This is a genomic window from Mycolicibacterium sp. ND9-15 (assembly GCF_035918395.1).
Taxonomy (GTDB): Bacteria; Actinomycetota; Actinomycetes; order Mycobacteriales; family Mycobacteriaceae; genus Mycobacterium.
The window spans coordinates 1,840,248-1,864,056 of the sequence record NZ_CP142362.1 but is presented as its reverse complement, the minus strand read 5'-3'; the positions used below and the strand labels follow the sequence as shown (position 1 = coordinate 1,864,056).

The following is a 23,809-nucleotide window of genomic DNA, read 5'->3' as shown; positions in this document are numbered from 1 at the left end:
AAGCTCAGTTTCGGCAGAGGTAGGGGCCGGTCAGGTCAGGTCCCACACCTGGACCTGCGCTCCGGCGGACAACGCGTCGACGTCCTCAGCGATCTCGAGCAGGCAGTTCGCCGATGCCAGCCAGCGCAGGTGGTGTGAGGCGGGCGGGCCGTAGCTGGTCACCGTTCCCGCGTCGGCGTCGAGCACGCCGCGGCGGAATTGCCGCTTACCGCGCGGCGAGGTGAGGTCCTCGGTCAGCACCGCGGTGTGTCGCGGCCGGTCGGGGGTGGGCAGGCCCATCGCGGTGCGCAGCGGCGACCGGATGAACACCTCGAAGGACACCAGCGCGCTCACCGGGTTTCCCGGCAGCGTGATGATCGGGATGTCGTCCACGGTGCCCGATCCCTGCGGCATCCCGGGTTGCATGGCGACCTTCACGAAATCCACCGTCCCGCCCAGTGCGTCCTTGACGACCTCGTAGGCGCCCGCGCTCACCCCGCCGGTCGTGATGATCAAGTCGGTGTCGGCGGTGTGCCGTGCCAAGGCGTCGCGGAACGAGTCGACGTCGTCGCCGCTCATCGTCGCCGCCACCACGTCGGCGCCGGCGTCCCGCAGGGCCGCGGCGAGCATCACAGCGTTCGACTCGTAGATCTGTCCGGGTGCCAGCGGTGTGCCGGGTGCGATCAGTTCGGTGCCGGTGGACATCACGAGCACCCGTTGCCGCGGGATCACCGACAGCTCAACGAGACCCAGCGCGGCGACCAGCCCGAGCGCGGCCGGTGTGACCACCTGCCCAGCTCGCAGCACGGGCGTGCCGGCCGTGACGTCCTCACCGGCGCATCGGATGTGCTGGCCGTCTTTGGCGCTGGCGCAGATCTCCACGGTGTCGGTAGCTGCGTTCGTCGCCTCCACCGGTACGACCGCGGTAGCGCCCGCGGGAAGCATCGCACCGGTCATTATCCGGTGTGCGGTACCGGGTTTCAGCGTCAGTACATCGGTGCGCCCGGCCGGGATGTCCTCGGCGACGGGCAGCCGCACGGGGTGCTCGGGTGTCGCCGCTGCCACGTCGTCGGCCAGGACGGCGTATCCGTCCATTGCCGAGTTGTCGAAGCCGGGCAGCGACGACGGCGCGATGACATCGTCGGCCAGCACCATGCCCAGCGCGTCGGCGATGGGCACGCTGACCGGTGCGCGGCGGGTGATCAGTGCGGCTACGACGCGCTGATGCTCTTCGACGGTCCGCATCAGACCGGATAGCTGACGCCGGTCAGCTCCTCGGACATGGTCCACAACCGGCGCTGGATGTCTTCGTTGTGCGACTGTGCGCTCGAGGCAACGACTTTCGGATCGCCCCTCAACTCGCCGAGACCGTCGGGACCGTAGTACTGCCCGCCCTGCGCGCCCGGGTCGGTGGCTGCGCGGAGCGTCGGCAGCGCACCCTTGTCCGCGGGCTGGGCGAAGATCTTCCAGAGGAAGTCGGGTATTACGCCGGGGATGTAGCGCATCAACTCGGTGTCCGAGAAGCCGGGGTGGGCGGCGGCGGCGATCGTCGGCGCGCCCTTGAGCTCGAGGCGGCGCTGCAGTTCGTAGGTGAACAGCAGGTTGGCCAGCTTCGACTGCCCGTATGCCTGGACCCGGTTGTAGCCCGTCTCGAAATGCGGGTCCTCGAACCGGATTCGGGCGATGATCCGGTGGCCGAAGCTGCTGACCGTCACGACGCGCGACCCTTCGACGCTCAGCAGATGGTCGAGCAGCAGGCCGGTCAATGCGAAGTGGCCGAGGTGGTTGGTGCCGAACTGCATCTCGAAACCGTCTTTGGTGGTTTCGCGGTTCGGCACGTACATCACGCCCGCGTTGTTGATCAGCAGATCGATGCGCGGGTGTGCGGCGCGAAGTGCGTCGGCGGCCCTGCGCACGCTGTCCAGTGAGGACAGATCGAGTTCCTGCAGCGCGACGACCGCGTTGGGGCTGACCGCCTTGATGCGGTCCTTCGCTTCGTTGCCCTTGTCGATGTCGCGCACCGCCAGCACCACCTGGGCGCCCTTGTCGGCCAGCGCGGCCGCGGTGTCGTAGCCGAGGCCGCTGTTCGCGCCCGTGACGATGGCGGTTCGTCCGGACTGATCCGGTATGTCGGCCGCGGTCCACTTGCTCCCCATGACGATCAACATACTCAGCGGCCGAAGACTCCACGGTTACCTAGGCTGGACGCCTGATGACCGATCTGTTGGATCTTTTGGACCCCGCGAACAAGCCGAGCCGCAAGGCGCCGCTGGTATGGGCGATCGGCGCGGCGATCCCATGGGCGTTTCTGGCGCTGGGGCAGCTGATGTGGTTCGCGGTGGACCCGCAGGCGTGGTGGGTGCACGCACTGGCGGCGGCGGCCACGCTGCTCGGCATCGTGGTGTTCGTCGTGGTGGTGCCGTGGTGGCGGTATCGCGTGCACCGGTGGGACGTCGACCCGCGGGCGGTGTACACCCGCACCGGCTGGTTGACCCAGGAGCGCCGCATCGCGCCCATCTCGCGCGTACAGACCGTCGACACCGAGCGCGGCCCGCTGGACCGCCTGTTCGGGCTGGCCAACGTCACCGTGACGACCGCGTCGTCGGCGGGTGCGGTGCGCATCGTGGCGCTGGACGCCGATGTGGCCGACAGGGTCGTGGCCCACCTGACCGACATCGCCGCGATCGGTGGCGAGGACGCCACATGACCCACGGAGCCCCGCCTGGTGACTGGCAGCGCCTCAGCCCCCGGATGCTGCTGGTGCACCCGGTGCACGAGGTGCTGCGCCAGATTCCGGTGATCGTCGGGACACTGGTGCTCGGCACCGCGACTGGCAACCCGGTGCTGGCCTTCGCGGCACTGGGCATCACGGTTGCGATCGGTGTGGCGCGCTGGTTCACCACCAGCTACCGCATCGGGCCCGGCGACGTCCAACTGCGGACCGGGGTGCTGCAACGCAAGTTCTTGTCCGTGCCGCGCAACAGGATTCGCTCGGTGTCCACCGACGCCCGGCTACTCCACCGGCTGCTCGGGTTGACCGTGCTGCGGGTCAGCACCGGTCAGGAGGCCAGGAGCGACGCGGCTTTCGCGCTCGACGCCGTGCCCTCCGAGCAGGTGAGCCGGTTGCGTGCGGTGCTGCTGGCCGACTCCCTGGTGGCAGACGCGGACCAGCCCGCCGCGCCGGGTCGGGTGCTCGCCCGATGGACACCGTCGTGGTTGCGCTACAGCCCGCTCAGTTTCACCGGGCTGGCGATGATCGCGGCGGCGGCGGGTGTGGTGTATCAGGTGGCGGCCGGTGGCGGGGTCCGCGACTCGGACCTCGCGCGGTCGGGGCTGGACGCCGCGGAACGGTTCGGGGTGGTGGCCAGCGTCGCGATCGTCGCGGTGGTGCTGCTGCTGGCCTCGGTCGTGCTCTCGGTGCTGCAGTCGTTGTTGACCTACGGGAACCTCGAGTTGCGCCGCGACTTCGAGGTGCTGCACCTGCGGCACGGCCTGATCCGGGTGCGCGAGCACACGTTCGACATGCGCCGGCTGCGCGGGGGAACGCTGCGTGAACCGTTGCTGGTGCGGTTGTTCGGCGGGGCCCGCCTCGACGCGGTGATGACCGGTGTCGGGGGCGAGGGCCAGGCCTCGCTGCTGTTGCCGCCCTGTCCGAAGCGCACCGCGGAGGCGGTGTTGACCGATTTGATCGAACGCCGGGACGCGGTGAGCGGCGCACTGCGGGCGCACGGTCCCGCCGCGACGCGCAGACGCTGGACGCGAGCGTTGCTGCTGCCCATCCTCGTCGCGGTAGTGCTGCTGGTGGCGCCGAGCCCAGCGTGGGTGTGGGTGCCATGGGCCGTGCTGACCGGGTGCTGTGCACTGTTGGCCGCCGACCGCGCGCGCTCGCTTGGACACCGGGTGGGGGACGGGTGGGTGGTCGCGCGCACCGGCAGCTTTCAGCGCCGCCGCGACTGCATCGAGGCGTCGGGCATCATCGGCTGGACCGTGCGGCAGACCTTGATGCAGCGACGTGCCCGGGTGGCGACGTTGGTGGCCGCGACCGCCGCGGGGGTCAAGCACTACCAGGTTCTCGACGTCCCCGCCGACCTGGCGTGGTCGATCGCTGCGGAGGCGTCGCCGTGGGTGGCCGACTGTCGATGGGCCGACCGATAGCGATCGCGCTTCGTCGCAACGACCCGGAACGCGAACGAGGGCGACAACAGTTTCGTCGGGGAATCGATCATTCCGATCACTCGCAGGAATCTCATCATCACGGTTGGATCGCTTTCGGCCGCCGCCATGACCCGGTCCAGGTACATGTTGCTCAGCCGCATCGAAAGGGGCGCGCGGCCCTCCACTTCCGGCAGCGCCAGATCCGAGCCGACGGCGCTCTGCCACGCGATGCGGATCTTCTTGGCGCTGGCGCGGAAGAAGCGCCGCGGAAGGTCGCGATCGCCGTCGAGCAAACACTCGCGCAGTATGAGCGATTCGACGGCCGCCACCGTCATACCCTGGCCGTAGATGGGATTGAAGCTGCAGATCGCATCGCCGAACGCGATCAGGCCGGCCGGCAACCGCCGCATCTTGTCGTAGCGCCGCCAGCGGTTGGACGGCACACGGTAGTGCGCTACCTCGCCCAGCGGCTCGGCGTCCGCGAGCGCTATAAGCGCGCGCGTGGGCGCGAAATCGGCTGCGAATGCGACCATTTCGGCGGTGGTGCGTGGCGGCTCGAGCCCCGCCATGGTGCCCACCCCGAACATGGCGATGTCGTTCTCGCAGCCCATGACCGCGAACATCTTCGGGCGACCCGGCTCGGGCATGACTGCGATGAAATTCTCGTCGATGTCACCGGCCTCGATACGCACCGCCTGGCAGGCATAGGCCAGGTGCACCGTCACCTCATCCTCAATGGGCCGGCCGTAGCCGAATTCGTCGAGGAAAGCCGGTGTGCGCGAACCGCGCCCGGTCGCGTCGACGATGAGATCGGCTGCCAGCGCCGTGGGATGTCGGTTCTCCCGGTTCACCACCTCGACGCCCGTCACACGGCTGTGGTCGGCCGTTGCCGTCAGCCCCAGCACGTCGTGATGCTCGAGGATGGTGACATTCGGAAGGTTGCGCATCCGCCGGAGCACGTGACATTCGAGGAACGGGCGGCTCTGGAAATAGAAGGGCATCGACTCCGAAGCCGCCGCCCGCCCGGCGGTCACGAGTTGATGACCACCCATCGAGAAGCGCAGCTTGGCCAGGTCGCCGTCCCACCTGGTGGCGCCGTCGGCCACGAGTTCGTCGAGAATGCCGGGAAACAACTCGTCCAGGATCTGCGCGCCGCGCGCCAGCAGCGCGTGGATCATCCTGCCCTGCGGGACGCCGCGCCGACACACCGAATCGGCGGGCAGGACATCGCGCTCGACCACCGTCACAGTCCGGTACCTTTCGGCGAGGACCCTCGCGGCCATCAGGCCGCCCATACTCGCGCCGAGGACAACTGCGCGCTCACCCAACACGTCCATGTCCATCCCCTCATCCGTTCGCTTAGACGATTTGGCCTGGTGAGGATAGTTTTCCGGCGGCCGGGGCGGCGCACTAGCGTAGTCGGATACCCCAACTTGGAATCCGCGACGTAGTCGTGCCCCAGCCCTGACGACTTGCGCCGACCGGTTTGCCGTTTACTGTCGGGCCATGGCGATCGGTGGAGTGCTGTTCGACATCGATGGCGTATTGGTGACCTCGTGGCAGCCGATCGCCGGCGCGGCGGAAACCGTGCAGGCGTTGACCGACAACCAGATTGCCTGCTCGTACCTGACCAACACGACGACCCGCACCCGCGTGCAAATCGCCGAGTTGCTCACCGGGGCCGGGATGGCTGTCCGACCCGACGAGGTGATCACCGCGGCGGTGCTGACCGCCCAGTACGTTCGCGATCGGTATCCCGATGCTCGCTGTTTCCTCGTCAACAGCGGGGAGATCGCCGAGGACATGCCCGGTATCGACATCGTGTATTCGCGCGAGTTCAGCGGTCCTCGCGCACCGGAGCCGCCCGATGTGGTGTTGCTCGGCGGCGCCGGCCCCGAGTACAGCCACCTGACGCTGTCGTGGGTCTACGACTGGATGGCCCGGGGGGTGCCCGTGGTCGCGATGCACCGCAGCACCGCGTGGACGACCACCGACGGGTTGCGCATCGACACCGGCATGTACCTGATCGGTATGGAGGAGACGTCCGGCCGCAAGGCGACGGCGGTCGGCAAGCCCGCCCCGGAGGGATTCCTCGCCGCAGCAAGCCGACTCGGCGTCGAGGCCGACGAGATGTACATGGTCGGCGACGACCTCAACAACGACGTGCTGGCCGCGCAGGTGGTCGGTATGACCGGCGTGCTGGTGCGTACCGGTAAGTTCCGCCAGGACACGTTGGACCGTTGGGCTGCAGACGAATTCGCAATGCAACCCAACCATGTGATCGACTCCGTCGCCGATTTGCCCGAGCTTCTCGGACTGTAGGGGAATGTCGATGTGGCAACGGGTGCAGCAGATATTGCTGCAGCGGGGGATCAACACCTACCTGGAGCTCGCGTTGTGGATGACGTTGGTCTACACCGTGTTCGGGGTCGGCTACGCGCTGCTCCACATCGAGCTGATCGGGCAGCTGGAGTCGGCGTTGTCCGGCGACTTCACGATCTTCGCCAACATCGCCGCACTGGTCGTCACGGTGGCGCTCTGGCCTCTGCTGTTGATCAGCTCGCTGGTGTGCGGGGTGGCCGGGTGCGGGGTGTTCTGACGATGACTTCTCGCCCCGGTCTGTACCGCCAAGACTGAGAAGCGCATACAGGCGACCGCCGCAGCACCTCGACAACTCGTCGAGCAACCTCGCGGCCCTCGCCGAGGGGCGCGGCCAGGCCTCCACCCCCGGTGAGCGCTCAACTGTGTACATAAAACCTGGCTGAAAACGTACAAGGATGAGCGCTCGCCACGGTTTCAGGCTAAGCCTGGGCTAGGCCTGCAGGCCGCGCACGGCTTCGATGCGGGCACGCAACTGGTCCGTCGTCGCCGCGGCGACGGCTGGGCCGCCGCAGATCCGGCGCAGCTCCTTGTGGATCCAGCCGTGCGGCTTTCCCGTGCGGTGGTGCGCGATGGACACCAGCGTGTTGAGCTCCTTGCGCAGTTCGCGCAGCTGGCCATGCGTCGACACCCGCGGCACCTCCCCCGAAGCGGTCTGACGGGTGAGCTGCTGTTCTTGCCTGCGCCGCAACAGGTCTCGCATCTGGTCTGGGGCGAGCAGACCGGGGATGCCGAGGTAGTCGGCCTCGTCCTCGCTGCCGACGGCGGCCGCGGTGCCGAACGACGACCCGTCGAAGATCACCTGGTCGAGTTCGGCGTCGGCACCGAGCATCTCGAAGCCGTTGTCGAGATCACCGGCCTCGTCCTTCTTCTTGTTGGCGTCCACGAGTGCCGCGTCGTCCCACTCGCCGGCCGACTCGCGGTGCGGCTTGCCGAGCACGTGGTCACGCTGCGCCTCCATCTCGCTGGCCAGGTCGAGCAGGGCGGCCACCGACGGCAGGAAGATGCTCGCGGTCTCGCCGGGGCGTCGGGATCGGACGTAGCGGCCGATCGCCTGGGCGAAGAACAGCGGGGTCGACGCGGACGTCGCGTACACGCCGACGGCCAGTCGCGGCACGTCGACACCTTCGGAGACCATGCGCACCGCGACCAGCCATCGGTTGGTGCCCGCCGCGTACTCGGCGATGCGATCCGACGAGCCGGGGTCATCGGAGAGCACGAGCGTCGGCGCCTCCCTGGTCAAGGTGGTCAACACCTTGGCGTAGGCCCGCGCGGCCTTCTGGTCCGAAGCGATCACCATCGCGCCCGCGTCGGGCACACCGCCGTTGCGCAGCTGGGTCAACCGCGTGTCGGCGGCCTGCAGCACTGCCGGGATCCACTCACCGGTCGGGTCCAGCACGGTGCGCCATGCGCGCGCGGTCTGCTCGGCGTTGAGCGGTTCGCCGAGGCGTGCGGAGTACTCGTCTCCGGCGCTCGTACGCCAGCGGGCCTCCCCGGAGTAGGCCATGAACACCACCGGCCGGACCACGCCGTCGGCGAGTGCGTCGGAGTACCCGTAGACGTGGTCGGCACGCGAGCGCAGGACTCCGTCGCCGTCGGGTTCGTAGGTGACGAACGGGATCGGGCTGTCGTCGCTGCGGAACGGCGTGCCGGTCAGCGACAGCCGGCGGGTCGCGTCGTCGAAGGCCTCGCGCATCGCATCACCCCAACTCTTGGAGTCGCCGCCGTGGTGAATCTCGTCGAAGACGACCAGCGTGCGGTGGTTCTCGGTGCGGACGCGGTGACGCGACGGGTGGCTGGCCACCTGGGCGTAGGTGACGACGACGCCGTGGTACTCCGACGAGTGGTGCGCGGCGCTGTTGGAGAACTTCGGGTCCAGGGAGAGCCCGAGCCGGGCCGCGGCCAGCGCCCACTGCGTCTTGAGGTGTTCGGTCGGCACCACGACGGTGACCCGCTCGACGGTACCGTCGGCCAACAACTCGCCGGCGACGCGCAGGGCAAACGCCGTCTTGCCTGCGCCGGGGGTGGCCACGGCCAAGAAGTCACGCGGTTTGGCACCGAGATAGCGCACCAATGCCCGCCGCTGCCAGCCCCGCAAAGCCTGGGTGCTGGGCGCTGCGTCAGCCCGCACCCAAGACTCCTTCCTAGACCAGATGGACTCTACTGCAACAGATTCCGGACAGGCACCTCGCGCGGCGTGTCGGGAGGCGTGTCGGATCTGGCGGTTCCTTGGTCCGGTCTGGCTTGGTGGCCGTCGGTGCTGAATTCGGCTTTGGAGAAGCCGATCCCAGAATGGGATGCATTCGGCTAGTATCGCGGTGTGAGCAAGCAAATTGCGGTACGCCTGCCGGAGTCGCTGGTGGTTGAGCTGGATCGTCTTGTTGCTGCCGGCCGCGCGCGGAGCCGCGCTTCCCTGGTGGAAGCCGCACTCGAGCGGGAACTGCGCCGTCTGGTTGCGGTCAGCGACGCCGAGACCCTGCGCCGCGTCGGACCGGCCGACGATCTCGACGGTCTCGTCGAATGGACTGTCGCCAACATCGGCGGCGAGGGGTGACCGCGCGCGAAATATGCCTCGCCAAACTCGACAAGACTCGGCCTGTCGTGGTGTTGACGCGGGCTACTGCGCGCCCGGCGATGACGAAGGTGACGGTCGCTCCGATCACGTCGACAGTGAAGGGACTGAGCAGTGAAGTCCCCGTCGGCCCGGAGAACGGACTCGACAACGTGGGTGCAATATCACTGGACAACGTGGTGACCATTCCGGCGGTACTCCTCGGCCGAAACGTCGGGTTTCTTTCCGAACCGCAAGAGCGCCGGTTGGCGGTCGCGACGGTGCTGGCGTTTGACCTCGACATTCCGTTGCTCGCGGACTGAGTGGTCGAAGATCGCCGCACGGCCTAGTCAGGTAGGCTGCGACGCCGTAACGAGGGCCGGTGCTGGCAGGCGTGGCTGTTTTCGTTGTATCGAAAATCCTGCCGCGGTCGTTGTTGCGCGCGCAGAACGGGAGGACATACGCGTGACGGCGCTGCATTTCATCTCTGGCCTACCGCGATCAGGGTCGACGCTGTTGGCGGCCCTGCTGCGACAGAACCCGCGCTTTCAGGCCGGGATGTCGGGCCCGTTGGCCGGTCTGTTCGACGCCCTGCTCGCCCAGATGAGCGCCCGCAACGAGTTTTCGGTGTTCCTCGACGACGCCAAACGCCAGCGCATCCTGCATGGGCTCTTTGACAGTTTCTACGCCGACTGCACCGCCGAGGTCGTCTTCGACACCAACCGTGCTTGGTGTGCCCGGATGCCGGCGATTGCGCAGCTGTTTCCGGATGCGAAAGTCGTTGCCTGCGTGCGCGAGTTGCCGTGGGTGATCGACAGCATTGAACGGTTGGTCCAGCGCAACGTGTTCAGCCCGTCGTCGATCTTCAATTACAGCCCGGGCGGCACCGTCTACACGAGGGCCAACGACGTCGCCGCGCAGGACGGCATGGTCGGCGGTCCCTACGATGCCCTCAAACAGGCGTGCTACGGTGCCCAGCGCGACCGCCTGCTGCTGGTGCAGTACGAAACTTTGGCTGCTGAGCCGGCGAAGGTCATGCGAGCCATCTACGCCTTCATCGGTGAGCCGGTTTTCGAGCACGACTTCAGCCACGTCGACTACGACGTCACCGAGTTCGACGAACGGGCCGGAACACCGGGTCTGCACACTGTGCGAGCTGAGGTGAAAGCCGAACCGCGCGAAACCGTGCTGCCGCCGGATCTTTTCAATCGCTTTGTCAACGACGCGTTCTGGCGTGATAAGGGCAAGGTCTCTGACGGCCTGCAGGTCGTGTGAGCGGACCGGACCGGATTAAGTGAAGACCCCGCACATCCTGGTGTGCGGGGTCTTCTCCGTCCGCAGGAATACGGTCAGGGCTTGTCCTGTCCTTGCGCACCCACGAGATTCTGGTTGGCGACATCGGCAGAAGTAGCCGAGATCGGGGCTGCGCCGCCGTTGCCACCGGTGATGCCGGGCCCAGTCCCGGATCCTCCGTTGCCGCCGGTGGCCGAGCTGTCGGTGACCGTGTGGCCGTTGCCGGCCGTGATTGTGCCAGCACCGCCGGCACCGCCCTTGCCGCCGGAGAACCCGGTGCCGGCGTTGCCGCCGAAGGCGTCGCTGCCGGTCACGGTGCCGTTGTCGGCAGTGATCCTGGCCTGGCCACCGTTGGCGGTGTTGCTACCGTCGCCGCCTTGCACCTCGCTTCCGTTGACCTGGCCTCCGGTGCTGACCGTCACGGTCGCGCCGCCACCGGTGCCACCGCTTCCGGCATTGCCACCGGTGACCTCGACGTCGGAAACCGAACTTCCCCCGGCGGCGTTGATGGTGGCGCCGCCGCCGGCAGCGCCGTCGGCGTTGGCACCCGCGGTCGCGCTGCTGTTGGTCACCGTGCCGCCATTGGTGGTGATGTTCCCGTTGTTTCCCTGGCCACTGGCACCGGTGAAGCCGTTACCGGCGGTGGCATGGCTGTCGGTCACGATGTCGCCGACACCGTTGAGCCGGATAACGCCCTCGCCACCGTTGCGCCCGGCGACGCCGCTCTGGCCGATCCCGCCGTCGCCACCGGTAGCGGTGACACGGTCGGCGATGGTGTTTGCTGCGTTCGCGTAGACCGCACCGGGCCTGCCAAGGCCGCCCGTATTGCCGGCATTGATGCCGTCGCCGCCGTCGCCGCCCGTGGCGATGCCGTTGGCTCGCGCACCGTTGCCCAGGGTGACCACCTGCCCCGTCCATCCGGCACCGCCGGTGCCGCCGTTGATGCCGGTACCACCGGCACCGCCGAAGCTGCTACCCGAGACCGCCGAATTATCGGCGCCGGTGAGCATGGCGCCCTGACCGCCAACACCACCTTTGCCGCCGCCGGTCGCGCCGCCGCCCGCGCCGCCCTTCGCGTATCCCTCGGCGGTGCTGTTGGTGGCGCTGTAGGCCCCGAAGCCGGTCTGGACCGAGCCGCTGGCACCGCCGCCGCCGATGCTGTTGGCGCCGTCGGCGTAGCCGCCCGCACCACCGATACCGGTGCCGCGGGCCTTGCTACCGGTCCGCAGAGCGGAGACCCCGCCTCCAGCGCCGGCACCACCGGTACCACCGTTGCTGCCCGCCCCGCCGGCACCGCCGGTGGCCGCTCCGCTGGCCACCGCACCGCTGGCGGTAGCCGAGACTGTGCCCGCACCGCCGGCGCCACCCGTTCCGCCGTTGACGCCGGTACCACCGTCGCCGCCTTTCGCGACGGTCGGGGTATCGGCATCGGCGCCCACGACATGGCCACCGTTGCTGGCCGTGATCGTGGCGATACCACCCTGACCGCCGACACCGCCGTCGTCATCGCCGAAGCCGGCGTTACCGCCGGTCGCGATGGCGTCGGTGATGCTGCTGCCGGCGCCGGATGCCGTGAGAGTCGCATTGCCGCCAACAGCGGTGTCAGAGCCGTTCCCACCATTCGCGGAACTGTCGGAGATGGACGCGCCGCCGGTGACGGTCGCCGAGGCGTTCCCACCGGCCTTGCCGGTCCCGGCATCGCCGCCGGTGACATGGGTGTCGCTGACGGCACCGGCCGAACCGCCGGTGACGCTGATGCTGGCGCCGCCACCGACAGCCCCGTCGGTGTTGGTGCCGGCGATCGCGGAGCTGTTGGTGATCGTGCCGAGGCTGGTGTTGAGTTGCGCGTTGTTGCCGTTGAACCCGGCGACACCGTCACCACCTTCTGCGACGCTGCCGGTGATCTCATCTCCGTTACCCCGGGCCGTGATTCTGGCCCAACCGCCGTTGCCGCCATCGACGTTGCCCTGACTATCTGCGCCCTGGCCACCCATCGCTTCGCCCTCGGCGACGCTGTTGACACCAGCAGCACCGGATGCTTGCCCGGCAGCGACGAGGGCGTCACCGCCAGCGCCACCTGTAACACCGGTACCGGTACCGCTGCCGCCAGCACCGGCAGTGGCGGTGCCTTCGGCTGTGGAGCCGTTGCCCTTTGCCACGATCTGCGCGCGCTGCGACGCGCCGCCGGTTCCACCGCCTGTGCCCCCCTGGTGACCGGCACCGCCGGCACCGCCATAGGCGAAGCCCACGGCGGTCGAGTCGTTCCCGGTGGCGAGCACGCTGGCAAAGCCGCCGATACCGCCGTGGCCGCCCGTGGTCGCGGCGCCGCCGGCGCCGCCGAGGGCGTACCCGCTGGCGCTGCTGTTGTCGCCGAGGCCGGCGTAGTAACCGGTCTGGATATAGCCGCTGCCACCGTTACCGCCGGTACTGCCGGCGCCATCGGCGGATCCGCCGGCACCACCAATACCTGTGCCCGTGGCCGTGCTGCCTGTCCGATCCGCAATAATCCAACCCCCAGCGCCTGCGCCACCGATTCCATCATTGCTGCCGATACCGCCGGCACCACCGCGGCCGGTGCCACTGGCCGTGGCGTTGACGGCCGTCGCCCGAACAGTGCCCTGTCCGCCGGCGCCGCCTATCCCGCCGTTGCTGCCTTCGCCACCGGCGCCGCCGACTGCGCCGTCACCGGTCGCCGACGCGTGTCCGCCGTCCTGGGCCAGGACGTAGCCTTTACCGCCGGCACCGCCCGTACCCGTGCCGACCGCGTCGCCGCCGAGACCACCGGTCGCGGTGCCATCGGCCTTGCTGTTGGCGCCTCCGGCCCAGATTTCGCCGTACCCGCCGGCACCGCCGTTGCCGCCGGGCCCGGCGGCCGAACCGTTGCCGCCGTCGCCACCGGCAGCACCGGTCGCCGTGGCACCGTTGACGACACCGCCGCGATCGGCGCCGACCAGTGCCTGACCGCCGGCACCACCCGTGCCGCCGACAACGGCGTTGTCGTTGTAGCCACCGTCGCCGCCGGCACCACCGGTGGCCTTGCCATTGGTGACCGTGCTCCCGGCAGGTCCGGTGTAGTCGTAGACACCGACCCAGCCCTGTTCGCCCTTGCCGCCGTCGCCGCCGTTACCGTCGCCGCCGGCGCCGCCGGTCGCCGTACCCGACGTCGTCTTGCCGTTGAACCCGGTCACCTGTGCCGAACCACCGGCACCACCGCTAGCTCCCGCAGCACTGGCGTCACCACCCGCACCGCCGACGGCGTCACCATCAGCGACACCCGTCAATCCGACTGCGAACACCAGGCCGTACGCGCCGGCACCAGCGGTACCACCGTTGGAGGCATCGCCACCCTCGCCGCCTCTTGCCGTACCGGTGGCAAGACCGCCTGCGGGACCACCGGTGTAACCGGCCTGCACCCAGGCGTCGCCCCCGGCGCCGCCGACACTGCCGGCCCCGGTGCCGTCGCCGCCTTCACCGCCGGTGCTATCTCCGTCGGCGACACCACCCGGACCAGCGTTGGTTATGCCTTCGCCGCCTGCACCACCGATACCGCCATCGCGGCCCTCGCCGCCGGCGCCGCCAACACCGCTACCGCCGGCGTTACTGCTGAGACCGATTGCCTGAATGCCACCGGTCCCACCGGCGCCGCCGGTACCGGTACCCACCGAGTTACCGCCGGCGCCGCCGGTCGCGTCACCCGCCGCGGTGGATCCAGCGCCGTCGCTCCAGATGATGGCGGCCCCGCCGGTGCCGCCTCGGCCGCCGGCGGCAACCGTCGTGCCGTCGCCGCCCTTGCCGCCACGACCACCGATGGCCGTGCCGCTGGCGATCCCGGTGTTCACGCCCTGAACGACGGCACCGCCGCCGCCACCGCCGCCACCGCCACCTTGGCCGGGTCCGCTGGTCGTGCCCGCCGCGCCGGCGCCGCCGGCTCCACCAAGTCCTCCCGTGGCACCGGTGCCGACGCTCACGCCGGTTCCACCGGAACCACCTGCGCCGCCGTCACCGTTCACGCCGCCAACGAGGCTGGTCGTGCCGCCCGTGCCGCCGGTGCCGCCGGCACCGCCGGCCTGGGGAACCGTGGAATCAGCAAGGACAATGAGACCTTCGCCGTCGCCGCCGGTTCCGCCGGCGCCGCCTTTGCCGGCGATCGGACCGTCGCCGCCGTCTCCGCCTCGACCGCCCTTACCGGCAGCCAGGTTGGTGCCGCCGCCGACTCCGTCCCCGCCGCGTCCGCCCTCACCGGCGACGCTGTTGACGGCGCCGTTCGCGCCGGCGACACCATCGCGCACGAGGAAGCCGAAGAGCCCGCTGCCTGTCCCGGCCGCACCGCCGTTACCCGCGCTGCCGCCGGAGGTTCCACCCTTACCGCCGTCACCGCCGTCGTACTGGCCAAGCGCGGCGTCGCCGTTGGCACCTTTCCCGCCGGTCCCACCGGCGCCCTGGGCGCCGCCGGCGCCGCCATCGCCGGCACTGACGAAGAACCATCCGGTGGCGTTGCCGCCGGCACCGCCGTCACCGCCGGCCCCGCCGATGCCGCCGTTCGCGCCGTTGCCGAGACCGTTGCCCCAGTCCACATTCCAGTCGCCGTCTTGTCCGGTGGCGCCAGTGAGGCCGTTGCCGCCTCGGCCGCCGTCGCCGGCGATGCTCAAGAACCAGCCGCGGCCATCGCCGCCGTCGCCGCCGTCGCCGGCGGTGAGCCCGGCAGCAGCCGCGCCGCCGTCGCCGCCGCGACCGCCGATGCCCATGAACCGACCACCATCACCGCCGTCGCCGCCGTCGAGGCCGGCCCACCCGGCCCCTCCGTCGCCGCCGTCGCCGAACCAGCCGGCATCCCCGCCGTCACCGCCGGCCACGCCAGCGGCCACCCCGTCGTAGCCATCGCCACCGTCGCCGAACCAGAGCCCGCCATCGCCGCCGTCCGGATTGTCGAAGGTGCCGTCGGCGCCGTTGCCGATCAGGTATTGCCCGGAGATGGAATTGATCGCGCCGCTGATAGAGGCACCGATCGGGTTGTCGATCAACAGGAGCTGGCCCGCAGAGTGCAGCGGTTGATACACCAGCCAGTTGACGATCTCCGCGGTGTCGAACGATGCGGGACCAATGAACGCCGGGTCAACCAATGCCCCAGGAGCCAGGCTCAGCGCCTGAGGTTGGCTGGTGAGAGCCGACGGTTGGAGGTTGGGGATCAACCGGTTCTCGGCCAGGTTCGTGCCATCCAACGAGTACGCGGATTGGCGGCGCGCCCAGGCCAGCACCGCCCACAGCCCGGGCATGTCGGCCGGGACCGTCGGTCCGTTGGGTGTCAGGACGGTGCCCAGGGTGATCGCGGAGAGCAGTCCGCTGAACGGAGTGATCCGCGCAGCAGTGGTTGTCGGTGTCGGTTCGGGGCTGGGGGGAACGAACGTGGTGACCCTTGATTGGCCAGGCTCTGTCGTCTGACCGGTGAGTGGGCCGTCGAGCGTTGGCGAGGGTAACGGGGCGATCCCGGCCGTACGAAGGCGTTCTCCCGCCAACGAGGTGGCCTCGTGCACTTCGGCGGCGATCTGCCCGCCCAGGCTGCCGAGCCCTGCGCGGCCGGTCGGCACGTCGGCAGCGTGGCGCGACAAGGCTCCTGACTTCCGGTCGACCTTTTCGATGCTTGACGTATCAGGCGGAGTCTGCGGGTTGGGATCCTGAACCGGCTCCGACTCGGGAAGAGGGGTCGTGCTGTCGTCGGCTGGTATGAGTCCGATGCTGCGCGCGCCGTCCTCGAGGTTCGACCTGGCCTCGGTGACCTGGTCGCGCAAGCGCTGTTCCACGCCGCCGAGCACGTCCTGCGGCGAGCTGATCTTGACTTTGGGGCGCTGTGGTTCGTCGTCCGCGGTGTTGGCGCCGGCGGGTCTGCGTTCGATGCGACTCGTGGCGTCATCGAGGGTTTTCTTGGCCTCGGTGACGCGATCGCGCAGACGCTGCCCCACTCGCTCGCGCGTGTCCTGCGAGGAACCGATCGTGACTTTGGGCCGCTGCGGTTTGTCGCCCGCGTTGCTGGTGCTGCTGCTCTTGCTGTTGTCGTTCTTGGCGCTGTTGTCGCTCTTATCGCCGGTGTCGGTCGACGTGGAGTTGGAGTCGTTGGAGGTGCCGTCCGGTGTCGCCAGGGCTGCCGGGCAGCCCACGACCCACGCGGTGCCGATACCCAGCGCCACCGCCAGCGCACCGACCCGACCCACGAACTGACTGTGACCCGACATCTCAGAATCTCTCTTTCGCTTGACCGGAACCGAGTTTGCCAGACGGTCCCACGACGCCCGTTTCGGGGGGAAACTAACACACCGGCGGAAGCCTTACACAAAATTGCCGCCGCATGGCGGCATTTCAAGATCTGATGCGCATGAGCAAAGCGAAATGACCACACGCCGTCGAGCAGCTGGATCGCGGCGTTGTCGGTCAGGTCCGATGTGGTGTGGAGCTGACTCCGGAAAGCACTCGTGTTCACGCCAAACCAGTCGCGGTGGTTGCCTCGGTCACGTCGGTCAGCCGGGCCGGTCTTCGAGGTACGCCTCGTGCAGCGCACCCCGAGCAAACAGCGTCAGGAACCACGCCGGATCATCGATCTCGTTGCGGGAGCCGTGGACGCGGCGTGTGGAAGTCCCATTGCGTTACCCATCCGTTAAATTTTGCCCGGTGGTGCTTGACCGTCCTGGCGGCTCGAACAAACTGCGGAGATCGCCGGTGGAAAAGGGACCGGAGGGCCGGCCATTCGTAGGTGCCGGCACGTCAACCCCGCCGATGCCGAAGCGGCTGACCGAGGCGACCGCGAGCGGCGTGAACGCGTCGCACACGACCTTGCACTCGCCATAGTCGAGTGCTAGAAATGCAGTTGGCACTCGCGACCAGTGAGTGCTAGGTCGGGACGGTGAGGCCACGGGCCGCATCTGCGGAGCACACCCGAGCCGTCCGTCGCGGGCACTGCACCCGACCGCAGACGTGCCATCCCCAATCCGGAGGAACACTTCGCAATGGCCAAGACAATTGCGTATGACGAAGAGGCCCGCCGCGGCCTCGAGCGGGGCCTGAACAGCCTCGCCGACGCGGTAAAGGTGACGTTGGGCCCCAAGGGTCGCAACGTCGTCCTGGAGAAGAAGTGGGGCGCTCCCACGATCACCAACGATGGCGTGTCCATCGCCAAGGAGATCGAGCTGGAGGACCCGTACGAGAAGATCGGTGCTGAGCTGGTCAAAGAGGTCGCCAAGAAGACCGACGACGTCGCGGGTGACGGCACCACCACCGCCACCGTGCTGGCCCAGGCGCTGGTGCGCGAGGGGCTGCGCAACGTCGCTGCGGGCGCGAACCCGCTCGGCCTGAAGCGCGGCATCGAGAAGGCCGTCGAGAAGATCACCGAGACGCTGCTGAAGTCCGCCAAGGAGGTCGAGACCAAGGATCAGATCGCTGCCACCGCCGCGATCTCGGCCGGCGACACCCAGATCGGCGAGCTGATCGCCGAGGCCATGGACAAGGTCGGCAACGAGGGTGTCATCACCGTCGAGGAGTCGAACACCTTCGGCCTGCAGCTGGAGCTGACCGAGGGTATGCGCTTCGACAAGGGCTACATCTCGGGTTACTTCGTCACCGACGCCGAGCGTCAGGAAGCGGTCCTCGAGGATCCGTACATCCTGCTCGTGTCGTCGAAGGTGTCGACGGTCAAGGACCTGCTGCCGCTGCTGGAGAAGGTCATCCAGTCCGGCAAGCCGCTGCTGATCATCGCCGAGGATGTCGAGGGCGAGGCGCTGTCCACGCTGGTCGTCAACAAGATTCGCGGCACCTTCAAGTCCGTCGCCGTCAAGGCCCCGGGCTTCGGTGACCGCCGCAAGGCGATGCTGCAGGACATGGCCATCCTCACCGGTGGTCAGGTCATCAGCGAAGAGGTCGGCCTCTCGCTCGAGACCGCGGACGTTTCGCTGCTGGGCAAGGCGCGCAAGGTGGTCGTCACCAAGGACGAGACCACCATCGTCGAGGGCGCCGGTGACTCCGACGCGATCGCCGGGCGCGTGGCCCAGATCCGCGCCGAGATCGAGAACAGCGACAGCGACTACGACCGCGAGAAGCTGCAGGAGCGCCTGGCCAAGCTGGCCGGTGGTGTTGCGGTGATCAAGGCCGGCGCTGCCACGGAGGTCGAACTCAAGGAGCGCAAGCACCGCATCGAGGACGCGGTTCGCAACGCCAAGGCGGCCGTCGAGGAGGGCATCGTCGCCGGTGGTGGCGTGGCCCTGCTGCAGGCCGCGCCGACGCTGGACGATCTGAAGCTGGAGGGTGACGAGGCCACCGGCGCGAACATCGTCCGCGTGGCGCTCGAGGCTCCGCTGAAGCAGATCGCCTTCAACGGTGGCCTGGAGCCCGGCGTGGTGGCCGAGAAGGTCCGCAACTCGGAGAAGGGCGTCGGCCTCAACGCCGCGACCGGCGAGTACGAGGACCTGCTCAAGGCCGGCGTTGCCGATCCGGTGAAGGTGACGCGTTCGGCGCTGCAGAACGCGGCGTCCATCGCGGCGCTGTTCCTGACCACGGAGGCTGTCGTCGCCGACAAGCCGGAGAAAGCGGCCGCCGGCCCGGCCGACCCGACCGGTGGCATGGGCGGCATGGACTTCTAAGTCTGGTCCTTACGGGAAAGCCCGGGGTGTGCTTCGGCACCCCGGGCTTTTTCGTTCCGCTACTTCTTCAGCGGGACGCAGTCGTGGAGACAGTCCGGGCTCGTCGACGGCGACTCCGGCGTCGCCTTGCGATGCAGCACGGCGCGGGTCGGTTCGATCGACAAGGAGCCGTCCGACGGCTGCGCACGGCCGTCGACGATCAGCGAGTAGCCGCCCGGCTCGCGGGGAGGCCAGACGATGGTGACGTCGCCGTGCCGGGTGGTGTTCTCGCGCGTATGGCTGCCGACCGCGCCGACGTCGAGCCTGCCGTCGCCGAACACCGGTTCGACGGTGACGGTGTGCGCGCGATAGTCGTCGCCGACGGAGATCAGGTAGGCGAACCCGAAGTCGCCTAACACGTCAGCCAACCGGTCGAGATCCACTTTCACGCTCATAGGGCCATCCTAAATTCCCGCGAGCGCTCAACCAGGTACGGTTTCGGCCCGAAATTCCGTACCACGATGAGCGCTCGGCACCTGTCATGCCGCCTTCATGCCGTCGGTACGGGTTGACGGCCGCGGATCAGCCTGCCGGGACGTGCCGCGGTGGGTGTGCCGTTCTCGGCGATGATCTCGCCCGAGACGACGGTCGCGACGTACCCGTCGGCGCCCTGGTCCAGGCGGCGCCCGCCCGCGGGCAGATCGTAGGTGATGACCGGCTTGCGCAAGTGCAGCGCACCGTGGTCGATGACGTTCAGGTCGGCCTTGTATCCGACCGCGATCCGGCCGCGGTCGGCCAGTCCGGCCACCCGGGCCGGCACCGACGTCAGCTCGCGCACCGCCTCGGCCACCGACAGCCGGCCGGACGCGCGGTCGCGCGACCAGTGCGTCAGCATGTACGTGGGAAAGCTTGCGTCGCAGATCATTCCGTAATGCGCGCCGCCGTCGCCGAGACCCAGCACGACGTCGTCGCGGCGGATCAACTCCGCCACCGTGTCGAGTGAGCCGTCGCGGAAGTTGGCCAGCGTCACCAGCAGGATCGCGTGGCCGTCGTCGTCGAGCAGCCGGTCGTATGCCTCCTCGAGCGGGCTGACACCGCGAGCACGGGCACGGCTGGCGATGCTCTCGGATCGCGGTGGCTCGTAGTTCGGCGGATCGCCCAGTGGGAACATCCACTCGAACGCCTGCGCGGCGAACATCAGCGGGTGTCCCTCGCCCGCCGGCTGGTCCGACAGAATCCGTTGCCGGACTTCGGGTTTGCGCATTTGCGCGACGCGATCGGCCAGCGCAAGGCCGGCCAGCTCCTGGTAGCTCGGGTACATCAGGAACGGGTTGCCGGACAGCTCGAGGCCGAGCACCAGTCCGATGGGCCGGGGGAAGATCTGCGCGGTGATCTCACCGCCGTCGATGTTGGCCTTCTCGACCATCGCCAGCGCATCGACGAAGAACGGCTCGCCGGCGTTGCCGATCGCCAACGTGAACGTCACGGGCAGGCCGACCTCGGCGGCCACGTCGAACACCGTGCGCAGCACGGGCTCGTAGTCCCCGGCCACCAGGTCGGGCACGAACTGGATCAGACCCCCGCCGGCGTCGTCGACCCCGCGCGCGATCGCCTCGATCTCGGCGCGGTCGGCGTCGTAACTCGGGATCGGCCGGCCGCTTTCGGTCTTGTGCAGCGTGAACCGCGACGAGGCGAAACCCAGCGCGCCGGCCTGCACCGCTTCGGCGGCCAATTTGCGCATCATGGCCAGGTCCTCGGCGGCGGCCGGTTCACGGTCGACGCCGCGCCGGCCCATCACGTACACCCGCAGCGGCGAGTGAGGCAGGAATGCCGCGACGTCGATGTCGCGCCGCCCGGCGTCCAACGCGTCGAGGAACTCGGGGAAGGTCTCCCAGTGCCAGGGCAGCCCGTCCACCATCACCACACCGGGGATGTCCTCGACCCCGGCCATCACATCGACAAGCACGTCGTGGTCGTCCGGCCGGCACGGCGCGAAACCCACGCCGCAGTTGCCGATCACCACCGTGGTCACGCCGTGCGCCGACGACGGGGTCAGCCGGTCCGACCAGATGGCCTGACCGTCGTAGTGGGTGTGCAGGTCGACGAATCCGGGGGTGACGAGAAGTCCGGTCGCATCGATCTCCCGCGTGCCGGGTTCGTCCACCCGGCCTACCGCCAAGATCACGCCGTCGGAAACCGCCACGTCGCCGACGTAGGGCTCACCGCCGAGACCGTCGACGATGGTGCCGCCTCTGATGACGAGTTCATATGTCATACGTCGAATCTACGATGAGCCGGTGATCGATCACTTCGGAATCAACTGCGCGGACTGGGAGCGATCGAAGGCGTTCTACGACAGGGTGCTGGGCGTGCTCGGTTACACCCGCCAACTGGACTATCGGGTCGCCATCGGGTACGGCAGGGACGGTAAACCCGACTTCTGGATCGCGGATATGAACGCAGGCGACGCGGCGGGTCCCAACCGTGAGGTGCACTTCGCGTTCCAGGCCGCCAACGAGGACGCCGTGCAGGCGTTCTACGACGCGGCGCTCGAGATGGGCGCGGCGCCGCTGCACGCACCGCGGCTGTGGCCGGAGTACCACCCTGGGTACTACGGCGCCTTCGTGCGGGACCCGGACGCCAACAACATCGAGGCGGTCTTTCACGGGTCGGGGCCGCAAGGCTGACGTACGGTCGAGGTCATGGCCGACTCAGACGTGGCAGTGGTCCGTGAAGTCCTGCGCGACGCGTTCACGCGACTCATCGAGCATGTCGAGAACCTCACCGACGGGCTGACCGACGAGACCGCGTTCTTCCGGCCCACGTCGACGGCCAACAGCATCGCCTGGCTGATCTGGCACAGCGCCCGTCAACAGGACGTCCAGGTCAGCGATATCGCGGGCACGGAGCAGGTCTGGCTGCGTGACGGCTGGGTCGACCGGTTCGGTCTGGACTTACCCCGCGAGGACATGGGCTACGGGCACAGCCCCGACGAAGTCGACCGGGTGCGCGTCTCGGCGGACCTGCTCGCTGGGTACGCCCACGCGGTGCACAAAGCGACACTCGCGTACATCGCGTCCGTGACGCCCGACGAGCTGAGCCGCATCGTCGACAGCCACTGGGATCCACCGGTGACTGCCAGCGTGCGCCTGGTGAGCATCATCGACGACGGCGCCCAGCACCTCGGCCAGGCGGCATATATCCGCGGAATCGCGTGATCCGGTCGCAGCCGCGACTTGACACGTGTCAACCCTGGGTGCGATCTACGTCACAGCGACGGCTAGCATGGTGTCATGACTGCGACGTCTGACGTTGAGCTGCCTGACACCAGCACCATCCACAACCCCGCAACCGGAGCCGTCGCGGGCACCGTGCGCTGGACCGATCCCGCCGACGTGCCGCGTATCGCGGCCGGCCTGCGCCAGGCGCAGCGGCAGTGGGAGGCCCGGGGCGCCAAGGGCCGGGCCAAGGTGCTGGCCCGGTACGCAGTGTGGCTCGGCGAGCATCGCGACGAGATCGAGTCGTTGCTGATCAAGGAGACCGGCAAGTCGGCCGTCGACGCGGCGCAGGAAGTACCGCTGCTGATCATGATCGCCTCGTACTACATCAAGACCATGGAGAAGGCGCTCGCGCCCGAGCGCAGGCCTGCATCGTTGCCGTTCCTGTCGATCAAGAAGATCGAGGTGCACTATCGGCCCCGCGCGGTCGTCGGGATCATCGCACCGTGGAACTACCCGGTGGCCAATGCGTTGATGGACGCCATCGGCGCGCTGGCCGCGGGCTGTGCGGTGCTGCTCAAGCCGTCGGAGCGCACGCCGCTGACCGCCGAACTGCTGCTGCGGGGCTGGCTGGACTCGGGTGCGCCGGAGGTGCTGGCACTGGCGCAGGGCGCCCGCGAAGTCTCCGAGGCCGTCATCGACAACGCCGACTTCGTCCAGTTCACCGGCTCCAGCGCGACGGGCGCGAAGGTGATGGAGCGGGCCGCTCGTCGGCTCACCCCGGTCAGCCTCGAACTCGGCGGCAAGGATCCGATGATCGTGCTGGAGGACGCCGACATCGACCTGGCGGCCCACGCCGCGGTGTGGGGTGCGTTCTTCAACGCGGGGCAGACGTGTGTGTCGGTGGAGCGGGTCTACGTGCTCGAGCCGGTTTACGACCAGTTCGTCGCCGCGGTGGTACGCGACGTCGAGAAGCTGAAGATGGGCGCGGGCGACGGCTACGACTTCGGGTCGCTGATCGACGAGTCACAGGTCGCGGTGACCGCCCGGCACGTCGACGATGCGCTCGCCAAGGGCGCGAAGGCGCTGACCGGCGGGAAGCGCCCGGACGACGGAAAGGGCAGCTTCTATCCGCCCACCGTGCTGGTCGACGTGGACCACTCGATGTTGTGTATGACCGAGGAGACCTTCGGCCCGACTCTGCCCATCATGAAAGTGAGGACCGTCGACGAGGCGATCCGGCTGTCCAACGACAGCCCCTACGGGTTGAGCGCGGCGGTGTTCGCCAAAGACATCGATCGCGCCAAAGATGTTGCGGTGGAGCTGGATTGCGGTGCGGTCAACATCAACGACGTGATCTCGAACCTGATGTGCACGACGGCCCCGATGGGGGGTTGGAAGACGTCGGGTCTGGGGGCGCGGTTCGGCGGGGCGGACGGGTTGCGCAAGTACTGCCGCCAGGAGGCAGTGGTGGCGCCGCGCACCAACGTCGGCGCGGGCGGCAACTACTACAACAATTCGCCCAAGGCGCTGCAGCGGATGAACAAGCTGATGACGAAGCTCGCGCTGATCACGCCGAAGCGGGCCGCCAAGTAGCGGAACGTCTTCCCCAATCGCGGCGAGAGTACGGTTTC

At 68.7% G+C, this 23,809-nt stretch carries 18 protein-coding genes; 11 read left to right on the top strand and 7 right to left on the bottom strand.

Features of this window, described 5'->3' with window-relative positions:
• Positions 1-30: 30 nt before the first annotated feature.
• Both moeA and QGN32_RS09210 read right to left on the bottom strand, forming a co-directional pair.
• Positions 31-1,224 carry a molybdopterin molybdotransferase MoeA gene (gene moeA / locus QGN32_RS09215; protein WP_326548269.1) on the bottom strand — a complete coding sequence of 398 codons (1,194 nt, stop codon included), beginning with the start codon at positions 1,222-1,224 and terminating at the stop codon, positions 31-33.
• Positions 1,224-2,135 carry an SDR family NAD(P)-dependent oxidoreductase gene (locus QGN32_RS09210; RefSeq protein ID WP_326548268.1) on the bottom strand — a complete coding sequence of 304 codons (912 nt, stop codon included), beginning with the start codon at positions 2,133-2,135 and terminating at the stop codon, positions 1,224-1,226. The genes moeA and QGN32_RS09210 overlap by 1 nt, the downstream gene beginning before the upstream one ends.
• 56 nt (positions 2,136-2,191) lie before the next feature.
• Between QGN32_RS09210 and QGN32_RS09205 the strand changes: the two genes are divergently transcribed.
• Positions 2,192-2,686: a PH domain-containing protein gene (locus QGN32_RS09205; RefSeq protein WP_326548267.1), complete on the top strand. Its 495-nt coding sequence runs from the start codon at positions 2,192-2,194 to the stop codon at positions 2,684-2,686.
• Positions 2,683-4,134 carry a PH domain-containing protein gene (locus QGN32_RS09200; protein ID WP_326548266.1) on the top strand — a complete coding sequence of 484 codons (1,452 nt, stop codon included), beginning with the start codon at positions 2,683-2,685 and terminating at the stop codon, positions 4,132-4,134. Before QGN32_RS09205 ends, QGN32_RS09200 begins: the two co-directional genes overlap by 4 nt.
• Here QGN32_RS09200 and QGN32_RS09195 read toward each other — a convergent pair.
• Entirely contained in the window at positions 4,041-5,471 is a 1,431-nt protein-coding gene (locus tag QGN32_RS09195) for an FAD-dependent oxidoreductase (RefSeq protein WP_442791834.1), read from the bottom strand. The two genes, QGN32_RS09200 and QGN32_RS09195, sit on opposite strands and share 94 nt — an antisense overlap.
• Positions 5,472-5,640: 169 nt before the next feature.
• Between QGN32_RS09195 and QGN32_RS09190 the strand changes: the two genes are divergently transcribed.
• A complete protein-coding gene (locus QGN32_RS09190) occupies positions 5,641-6,456 on the top strand; it encodes an HAD-IIA family hydrolase (protein WP_326548264.1) in 816 nt (271 codons plus the stop codon).
• A gap of 4 nt (positions 6,457-6,460) precedes the next feature.
• On the top strand, positions 6,461-6,733 hold the full coding sequence (locus QGN32_RS09185; protein ID WP_326548263.1) for an addiction module protein: 273 nt from the start codon (positions 6,461-6,463) through the stop codon (positions 6,731-6,733).
• Between the two features lie 213 nt (positions 6,734-6,946).
• Here the strand turns inward: QGN32_RS09185 and QGN32_RS09180 are convergent, their stop codons facing one another.
• A complete protein-coding gene (locus QGN32_RS09180) occupies positions 6,947-8,644 on the bottom strand; it encodes a DEAD/DEAH box helicase (protein WP_326548262.1) in 1,698 nt (565 codons plus the stop codon).
• 189 nt (positions 8,645-8,833) lie between these two features.
• Here QGN32_RS09180 and QGN32_RS09175 point away from each other — a divergent pair, with 189 nt between their 5' ends.
• The 3 genes from QGN32_RS09175 (at position 8,834) to QGN32_RS09165 (ending at position 10,339) form a co-directional block, all read left to right on the top strand.
• Entirely contained in the window at positions 8,834-9,067 is a 234-nt protein-coding gene (locus tag QGN32_RS09175; protein WP_326548261.1) for a ribbon-helix-helix domain-containing protein, read from the top strand.
• A complete protein-coding gene (locus tag QGN32_RS09170; RefSeq protein ID WP_326548260.1) occupies positions 9,064-9,387 on the top strand; it encodes a type II toxin-antitoxin system PemK/MazF family toxin in 324 nt (107 codons plus the stop codon). The genes QGN32_RS09175 and QGN32_RS09170 overlap by 4 nt, the downstream gene beginning before the upstream one ends.
• Positions 9,388-9,580: 193 nt before the next feature.
• Positions 9,581-10,339, top strand: coding sequence for a sulfotransferase (locus QGN32_RS09165; RefSeq protein ID WP_326548259.1), 759 nt, complete (start codon positions 9,581-9,583; stop codon positions 10,337-10,339).
• 74 nt (positions 10,340-10,413) lie between these two features.
• Here QGN32_RS09165 and QGN32_RS09160 read toward each other — a convergent pair whose 3' ends face one another.
• On the bottom strand, positions 10,414-16,563 hold the full coding sequence (locus QGN32_RS09160; protein ID WP_326548258.1) for a beta strand repeat-containing protein: 6,150 nt from the start codon (positions 16,561-16,563) through the stop codon (positions 10,414-10,416).
• A 789-nt stretch (positions 16,564-17,352) separates the two neighbouring features.
• Here QGN32_RS09160 and groL point away from each other — a divergent pair.
• Entirely contained in the window at positions 17,353-18,978 is a 1,626-nt protein-coding gene (gene groL, locus QGN32_RS09155) for a chaperonin GroEL (protein WP_326548257.1), read from the top strand.
• Between the two features lie 59 nt (positions 18,979-19,037).
• On the opposite strand, the gene QGN32_RS09150 is transcribed toward groL, so the two are convergent.
• Together QGN32_RS09150 and QGN32_RS09145 are read right to left on the bottom strand one after the other, a co-directional pair.
• Positions 19,038-19,412 (bottom strand): pyridoxamine 5'-phosphate oxidase family protein, encoded by a 375-nt coding sequence (locus QGN32_RS09150; RefSeq protein ID WP_326548256.1) that lies wholly within the window; start codon positions 19,410-19,412, stop codon positions 19,038-19,040.
• A 95-nt stretch (positions 19,413-19,507) separates the two neighbouring features.
• Positions 19,508-21,232 (bottom strand): N-acyl-D-amino-acid deacylase family protein, encoded by a 1,725-nt coding sequence (locus QGN32_RS09145; protein WP_326548255.1) that lies wholly within the window; start codon positions 21,230-21,232, stop codon positions 19,508-19,510.
• A 22-nt stretch (positions 21,233-21,254) separates the two neighbouring features.
• Here QGN32_RS09145 and QGN32_RS09140 point away from each other — a divergent pair, with 22 nt between their 5' ends.
• The 3 genes from QGN32_RS09140 to QGN32_RS09130 all read left to right on the top strand — a co-directional run bounded on the left by QGN32_RS09140 (position 21,255) and on the right by QGN32_RS09130 (position 23,771).
• Positions 21,255-21,644 (top strand): VOC family protein, encoded by a 390-nt coding sequence (locus QGN32_RS09140; protein WP_326548254.1) that lies wholly within the window; start codon positions 21,255-21,257, stop codon positions 21,642-21,644.
• Positions 21,645-21,659: 15 nt separating this feature from the next.
• Positions 21,660-22,175: a mycothiol transferase gene (locus QGN32_RS09135; protein WP_326548253.1), complete on the top strand. Its 516-nt coding sequence runs from the start codon at positions 21,660-21,662 to the stop codon at positions 22,173-22,175.
• A gap of 75 nt (positions 22,176-22,250) precedes the next feature.
• Complete coding sequence (locus tag QGN32_RS09130) at positions 22,251-23,771, top strand: aldehyde dehydrogenase family protein (RefSeq protein WP_326548252.1); 1,521 nt, start codon at positions 22,251-22,253, stop codon at positions 23,769-23,771.
• Positions 23,772-23,809: the final 38 nt, after the last annotated feature.

Bases quoted from the DNA above. Each gene is read 5' to 3' on its own strand.
- moeA (WP_326548269.1), bottom strand. From the start codon at position 1,224: ATGCGGACCGTCGAAGAGCATCAGCGCGTCGTAGCCGCACTGATCACC.
- QGN32_RS09210 (WP_326548268.1), bottom strand. From the start codon at position 2,135: ATGGGGAGCAAGTGGACCGCGGCCGACATACCGGATCAGTCCGGACGA.
- QGN32_RS09205 (WP_326548267.1), top strand. From the start codon at position 2,192: ATGACCGATCTGTTGGATCTTTTGGACCCCGCGAACAAGCCGAGCCGC.
- QGN32_RS09200 (WP_326548266.1), top strand. From the start codon at position 2,683: ATGACCCACGGAGCCCCGCCTGGTGACTGGCAGCGCCTCAGCCCCCGG.
- QGN32_RS09195 (WP_442791834.1), bottom strand. From the start codon at position 5,471: ATGGACGTGTTGGGTGAGCGCGCAGTTGTCCTCGGCGCGAGTATGGGC.
- QGN32_RS09190 (WP_326548264.1), top strand. From the start codon at position 5,641: ATGGCGATCGGTGGAGTGCTGTTCGACATCGATGGCGTATTGGTGACC.
- QGN32_RS09185 (WP_326548263.1), top strand. From the start codon at position 6,461: ATGTCGATGTGGCAACGGGTGCAGCAGATATTGCTGCAGCGGGGGATC.
- groL (WP_326548257.1), top strand. From the start codon at position 17,353: ATGGCCAAGACAATTGCGTATGACGAAGAGGCCCGCCGCGGCCTCGAG.
- QGN32_RS09150 (WP_326548256.1), bottom strand. From the start codon at position 19,412: ATGAGCGTGAAAGTGGATCTCGACCGGTTGGCTGACGTGTTAGGCGAC.
- QGN32_RS09145 (WP_326548255.1), bottom strand. From the start codon at position 21,232: ATGACATATGAACTCGTCATCAGAGGCGGCACCATCGTCGACGGTCTC.
- QGN32_RS09135 (WP_326548253.1), top strand. From the start codon at position 21,660: ATGGCCGACTCAGACGTGGCAGTGGTCCGTGAAGTCCTGCGCGACGCG.
- QGN32_RS09130 (WP_326548252.1), top strand. From the start codon at position 22,251: ATGACTGCGACGTCTGACGTTGAGCTGCCTGACACCAGCACCATCCAC.